General features: G+C 34.9%; 5 protein-coding genes and 3 tRNA genes. 3 read left to right on the forward strand and 5 right to left on the reverse strand.

Features of this window, described 5'->3' with window-relative positions; genetic code table 11:
- Window positions 1–87 precede the first annotated feature (87 nt).
- The 3 genes from PVK70_RS18360 to PVK70_RS18370 form a co-directional block, all read right to left on the reverse strand.
- Window positions 88–162, reverse strand: a tRNA-Gly gene (locus tag PVK70_RS18360).
- Between the two features lie 34 nt (window positions 163–196).
- A tRNA-Tyr gene (locus PVK70_RS18365) sits at window positions 197–280 on the reverse strand.
- A gap of 46 nt (window positions 281–326) precedes the next feature.
- Window positions 327–402 (reverse strand) — tRNA-Thr (locus PVK70_RS18370).
- Window positions 403–595: 193 nt separating this feature from the next.
- Between PVK70_RS18370 and coaA the strand changes: the two genes are divergently transcribed.
- On the forward strand, window positions 596–1,519 hold the full coding sequence (coaA, locus tag PVK70_RS18375; protein WP_130049408.1) for a type I pantothenate kinase: 924 nt from the start codon (window positions 596–598) through the stop codon (window positions 1,517–1,519).
- Here the strand turns inward: coaA and birA are convergent.
- Both birA and murB read right to left on the reverse strand, forming a co-directional pair.
- Window positions 1,498–2,478, reverse strand: coding sequence for a bifunctional biotin--[acetyl-CoA-carboxylase] ligase/biotin operon repressor BirA (gene birA, locus PVK70_RS18380; RefSeq protein ID WP_130049409.1), 981 nt, complete (start codon window positions 2,476–2,478; stop codon window positions 1,498–1,500). The two genes, coaA and birA, sit on opposite strands and share 22 nt — an antisense overlap.
- Window positions 2,462–3,514: a UDP-N-acetylmuramate dehydrogenase gene (gene murB / locus PVK70_RS18385; protein ID WP_130049410.1), complete on the reverse strand. Its 1,053-nt coding sequence runs from the start codon at window positions 3,512–3,514 to the stop codon at window positions 2,462–2,464. The genes birA and murB overlap by 17 nt, the downstream gene beginning before the upstream one ends.
- 71 nt (window positions 3,515–3,585) lie before the next feature.
- Between murB and PVK70_RS18390 the strand changes: the two genes are divergently transcribed.
- Entirely contained in the window at window positions 3,586–4,014 is a 429-nt protein-coding gene (locus tag PVK70_RS18390) for a GNAT family N-acetyltransferase (protein ID WP_130049411.1), read from the forward strand.
- 72 nt (window positions 4,015–4,086) lie between these two features.
- Window positions 4,087–5,439: a CDP-diacylglycerol--serine O-phosphatidyltransferase gene (gene pssA, locus PVK70_RS18395; protein WP_130049412.1), complete on the forward strand. Its 1,353-nt coding sequence runs from the start codon at window positions 4,087–4,089 to the stop codon at window positions 5,437–5,439.
- Window positions 5,440–5,875: the final 436 nt, after the last annotated feature.

Raw genomic sequence — 5,875 nt, forward strand, 5'->3', positions numbered from 1 at the left:
TGATAGTCCCTCTAGGTACGGCATTGGTGGTTATAAATGACCACGTAACCAATAAAATACATTTGAAATATAAAGGAAAATAGGAGATGGAGCGTGCAGCGGGAATCGAACCCGCATCATCAGCTTGGAAGGCTGAGGTAATAGCCATTATACGATGCACGCAATGTAACTCGACTGAGCTATTTTACCTTGAATATGGTGGAGGGGGACGGATTCGAACCATCGAAGCTTTCGCGGCAGATTTACAGTCTGCTCCCTTTGGCCACTCGGGAACCCCTCCAAATTTTAATCTTAAATTCTTTTTGTATTAAATAAAGAAAATAAGATGGTGCCGACTACCGGAGTCGAACTGGTGACCTACTGATTACAAGTCAGTTGCTCTACCTACTGAGCTAAGTCGGCACAATTGGTGCGCATTCTAGTTAATCTGGAAATATCATGCAACTGAAAATTCAAATAAAACGTTTTTTTTTGCTTTTTCGCGCCAAAAATTGCCTATATTGTCAAAAGCACACCTGAAAAGTGATGAGACTACTTTTTTCTTATTCCGCCTTATTGTATTGTTCAGCACTCATTAATCTACTAGGTAAATCATGTGAACTCTTATTTAACCTTTACTCGTGATCGTTGGGCTGAATTACGGAAATCAACTCCTATGACACTCACAGAAAAAGAGTTAACAAGCCTGCGTGGTATTAATGAAAATATAAATATAGATGAGGTAACCGAAATATATTTACCACTAATACGACTATTACAGCTTCATATTGATAGTCATAGAGAAAAGAACATTATCTTGGAGCAATTTTTATCTCACCAAGATATAAAGTCCCCTTTTATCATTGGGATAGCAGGAAGTGTTGCCGTTGGTAAAAGCACAACCGCTCGTATAATACAAACATTATTAAAGCAGTTGTTACCTAACTTGGATACTCAACTAGTAACAACTGATGGCTTTCTTTATCCAAATGAACATCTTAAAGCAAGAAAGATCATGCATAGAAAAGGATTTCCAGAGTCTTACGATACGCAATCGCTTGTCTCTTTTGTATCAGACGTAAAATCAGGGAAAAAATCAGTCTCTGCGCCTCTGTATTCACATTTAACCTATAATATTACTGGTGAGCGTAAGATTGTTGAATCTCCTGATATATTAATTATAGAAGGATTAAATGTACTGCAAAACAGTAATGATTATCCTGACGAACTTCATCATCGCTTTGTATCTGACTTTTTAAACTTTTCAATTTATGTTGATGCTTCTCACGAGCAGCTTAAAGAATGGTACATAGAGCGTTTTCTAAAATTAAGGGAAAGTGCTTTTAAAGAAAACGGCTCATACTTTTCACACTACACTGAGCTATCTACAAAGGAGTCGATCGATAAGGCTCAGCACATTTGGGATACTATTAATGGTATCAATCTAGAAGAAAATATATTACCAACAAAAAATAGAGCACACTTGATTCTTTCTAAAGGAAAAAACCATTCAATAAATCAGGTATCTATCAGAAAATAACTAGCTTTTTTTATTGATATTTCACCACCGTTGTATGATTTAATTTCATCATTAACCGTAAGTAAAAGTGCACCTTGAGGATCGATCCCTTCACACACGCCTGTCACTGTACCATTACCTAATTGAAGAGAGATTGTCTGTTTTTTGAAATTATCGAGCTCATTCCATCGATGAACAAAACTTGATAAGCCTGAGTATTCAAATTCTTTCATCACATTAAATAATGAAATGAGTAACTCATTCGCTAACGTATTTCGGATATTATTCTTCTCTAAGATAGTATTTAAATCCACCCATGGTTGATCGATCGCAGAATCAAATCTTTCGCTAAGATTTACGTTAATCCCTACCCCAATAACTACATGTGCAGCCCCGCCAGATTGAGCGGATAGCTCAATAAGAACACCCGCTAACTTACGGTTATTCCAGTAAATATCATTAGGCCACTTTAACTTTAAATTGCTACAACCTAGACGTTCTAATGCATCAACTACAGCAACCCCAATAGCTAAACTTAATCCCATAGTTGCAGCAAGACCATCTTCTAACCGCCAATATAAAGAGAAATAAATATTACAACCAAAAGGAGAAACCCAAGTACGCCCTCGCCTTCCTCGACCAGCCTCTTGATATTCAGCAAAACAAGATTGGCCACTTTGAATTGTATCCATATTATTAAGAAGATACTGATTAGTAGAATCAATCACACCAAGCAATTTAGGAGAAGGTAAGTTTGCATGATGAATTAATGCTCCATTCAATAGCTCAATGGGATTAGAAAGTGCATAGCCTTTTCCTTTAACCTTATAAACTTCAAGGCCCCAATCTTGAATGACTGCTATATGTTTACTTATTGCTGCTCGAGAAATCTTTAAAACTTCACCAAGTTCCTCACCTGAATGAAACTGACCATCACTAAGTAAATCGAGTATTGCTAGTTTCTTAGTGTGATCTTTCATGAAATAACTCCGATAAAAAGGATTCTTTTCCATCAGCATAAAATCGAACTTCATGCTCAAGCTCAATATTATACATATTAAGAACAGTTAGTTTTACATGATGGGCTAATTTTAAAATATCATCTGATGTTGCCTGCCCATTATTTATCAAAACTAAAGCCTGTTCTTTATGTACTTGAGCATCATTTATTTTGAATCCTTTGAGGCCCGCATTATCAATTAACCACCCAGCAGGAATCTTCTTCCCATCTTCAACATCGTATGCCGGTAGGTTTGGATAAGATTGAAGTAGAGAACAATACTGTTTACTTGAAATAATCGGATTTTTAAAGAAGCTACCGGCATTTCCTAAAACTTTAGGATCTGGTAATTTTTGGCATCTAATTTCACAAACTTGATTAAATACATCTCGAGTAGTCGTTGTTGTTTTATCGCGTAAAGCACTTAAGGGACCATACGATAAAAGCGGGGTCCATTTTTTTGCTAAGCGGAGAGTTATTGCGGTTATTATGCATTTATCTTTAAGTTCATGTTTAAAGATAGACTCTCGATAACCAAAATGGCAATCAGCATTTTGGAGTGTTTTAATCTGTAAGCTATCGAGATCTAAGTATTCGACAGATTCACACACATCTTTTAATTCAAGGCCGTACGCTCCGATATTTTGAATTGGAGCAGTGCCTGCACAGCCAGGGATCATGGCTAAATTTTCAATACCAGGGAACCCATTATCAACGCACCATTCAACAAGATTAGGCCAATCTTCACCGCTTGACACCTTAAGGAAGTAGTCTCCTTCCGTTTCTATAACAGATCTACCATAAATACGATTCAAGACAACAACACCGTTAAATGCATTACAAAACAATGTATTACTTCCCGCACCTAAAGGAAGCTTTATCATATCTGAATATTTATCATCAGACCAAATATCAATGAGATCTTGAACTGAATCGGCTTGGAGTATCAATTCTGCATTTTGGTTGATTGAAAAGCTGTTATAAGGCTTAAGTTCTTTGCTTAATAATATTTTCATAGTGCTGTATTTAATTGACTAGATTAAGTACATTCTAACTTAATCCACAAAAACTATATAGAACACAACTAATGAATCTTACCGTTTCTCATTTAGATAAATTGCGCCTTCCTTTACTCCATAAGCTATATAAAGCAAATTACCCTTCAGGAAAACCTAAAGGAAAAGAAGATATTATCGCGCTAGAAAATAACAAAATAATTATTGGGGCAGTACGAATTAAAACATATGAAGATTGCCATTTCCTTACTGGGATGATGATCATTGAAGAAATGAGAGGTAAACAATTAGGTAACTACCTTATCAATGAAACAAAAAAACTTCTTTCTCTAAATCATTGTTACTGCTTATGCGACCCACAGTTAACTGCTTTTTATCTTAAGAATAACTTCACACTTGCTAAAGAGAGTATTCCTCACGTTATTACATCAAAATATGAACGTTATACACATGGAGGAAAAAAGCTGGATATTTTGGTATATAAAAAACATAACAATTAGATATTACTCTCGGCAATAGATTCGAAATTTGCTAAAATCTATCTCCTTATATTGATAATTTAATGACCGGTTATGAATTTAAAACCTCAAGAAAGTAAAGAACAGCTGTCTATGCTTCCAATGTTGTCTCAAAATCCTGAGAATATTAAGATACTTCATACAGCTGCAGATTTTCGGTATGAACTCCTAAAACAAATAGAAAATGCTCAACAGCGTATCTATATCGTTGCACTATATTTAGAAAATGATGATGCTGGTAGAGAAGTATTTACCGCTCTCTATGAAGCGAAACAAAAAAATCCATCGCTAGATATCAATGTTCTTGTTGATTGGCATCGTGCTCAACGAGGCCTTATTGGTGCAGAAAAAAGTGATGGTAATGCCGCTCTATATCGTGAATTCTCTGAAAAATATGAACATTCTATAAATGTTCTTGGTGTACCCGTAAGAAATAAAGAAGTATTTGGTGTATTGCATCTTAAAGGCTTTATTTTCGACGATACGGTTGTTTATAGCGGTGCAAGCTTAAACGATGTGTATCTTGCTCATAAAGATAAATACCGTTTTGACCGATATCACGTTCTAAATAATTCTTTCCTTTCTAATTCAATGGTTTCTTTCATTAAGAAAACATTGATTGCTAGTCCTGCTGTAAATTGTTTGTCTCAACAAAAAAGACCTGAAACAAAGTCATTAAAGCCTGCAATTAAAGAACTAAGAAAGCAATTAGGTTTAGCTAACTATCAATTTATCTCTCAGTTAAGAAAAAAGGGTGAGGTTGGTGTTACACCTCTTGTTGGCTTAGGGCGAAAAGGCAACAAATTAAATAATTATATTCGTCTTCTTCTAGCATCCGCTATATCTGAAATCACGATTTGCACACCTTACTTTAACTTCCCTAAACCTATCGCAAAAGAGCTAAAAAAAGCACTGCGACGAGGCGTAAAAGTAACAATCATTGTTGGCGATAAAACAGCAAATGACTTCTACATAGATCCTGAAGAAGAGTTCAAAACAATCGCAGGCTTACCTTATTTATATGAGATGAATTTAAGAAACTTTGCGAAGACTAATGAAACATATATAGCGAGTAGACAATTATCTCTTCACCTTTGGAAACATGAAAAAAACAGTTTTCACCTTAAAGGTATGTGGGTTGATAAAGAATATACTTTAATTACAGGAAGCAACCTGAATCCAAGAGCTTGGAAACTAGATCTTGAGAATGGGTTATTATTACAAGATCCTGAGCAATTACTTGTAGAAACTAAACAAGCTGAACTAGACGTTATCTTAGAGCATACACAGTTGATAGGTTCTTATAAACAGGTAGATAAACTAAATAGCTACCCAGCGGAAGTAAAACGTTTAATAAAACGTATTAAACGAATTAAAGCCGATCATATTTTAAATCAAATCCTATAATATTATTATTGGGTATGTTCTGAAATTAAGTACATATCCAATAATCTCCTTCCTATAGAACTCCGTCTCTAATAAAAAGCTAATACTATTAAATAAGTTCAAAACATCACTACAATTCCACTCTGCATTAACGCTCATTGAACAAGCATGATAATACAACGAAATTTTATTGATTATAACTGTATTAGTTGTAATACCATTCTGGATAGGTGCTTGTTTAAATAATTGCGTAGGAAAAATACTTGAGAACAAGGCGAAATTTTCGATAAGTCGTTATTCTGCAATCAAAAATTTCAACGGCACTATCGAGTATTTTAACCAGATAGGATGAACACTTATTTACTACGATTGATATTACTTTGGAAAGGGATAATAAACGTTGGAGATGAGGTGTCTGTGAAATTTCAAATTAATCGTAATATTGCGTTTTCAATAA

The organism is Aliivibrio sp. A6 (assembly GCF_028765505.1).
GTDB classification, from domain to species: Bacteria; Pseudomonadota; Gammaproteobacteria; order Enterobacterales; family Vibrionaceae; genus Aliivibrio; species Aliivibrio finisterrensis_A.

Bases quoted from the DNA above. Each gene is read 5' to 3' on its own strand.
- birA (WP_130049409.1), bottom strand. From the start codon at position 2,478: ATGAAAGATCACACTAAGAAACTAGCAATACTCGATTTACTTAGTGAT.
- murB (WP_130049410.1), bottom strand. From the start codon at position 3,514: ATGAAAATATTATTAAGCAAAGAACTTAAGCCTTATAACAGCTTTTCA.
- PVK70_RS18390 (WP_130049411.1), top strand. From the start codon at position 3,586: ATGAATCTTACCGTTTCTCATTTAGATAAATTGCGCCTTCCTTTACTC.
- pssA (WP_130049412.1), top strand. From the start codon at position 4,087: ATGAATTTAAAACCTCAAGAAAGTAAAGAACAGCTGTCTATGCTTCCA.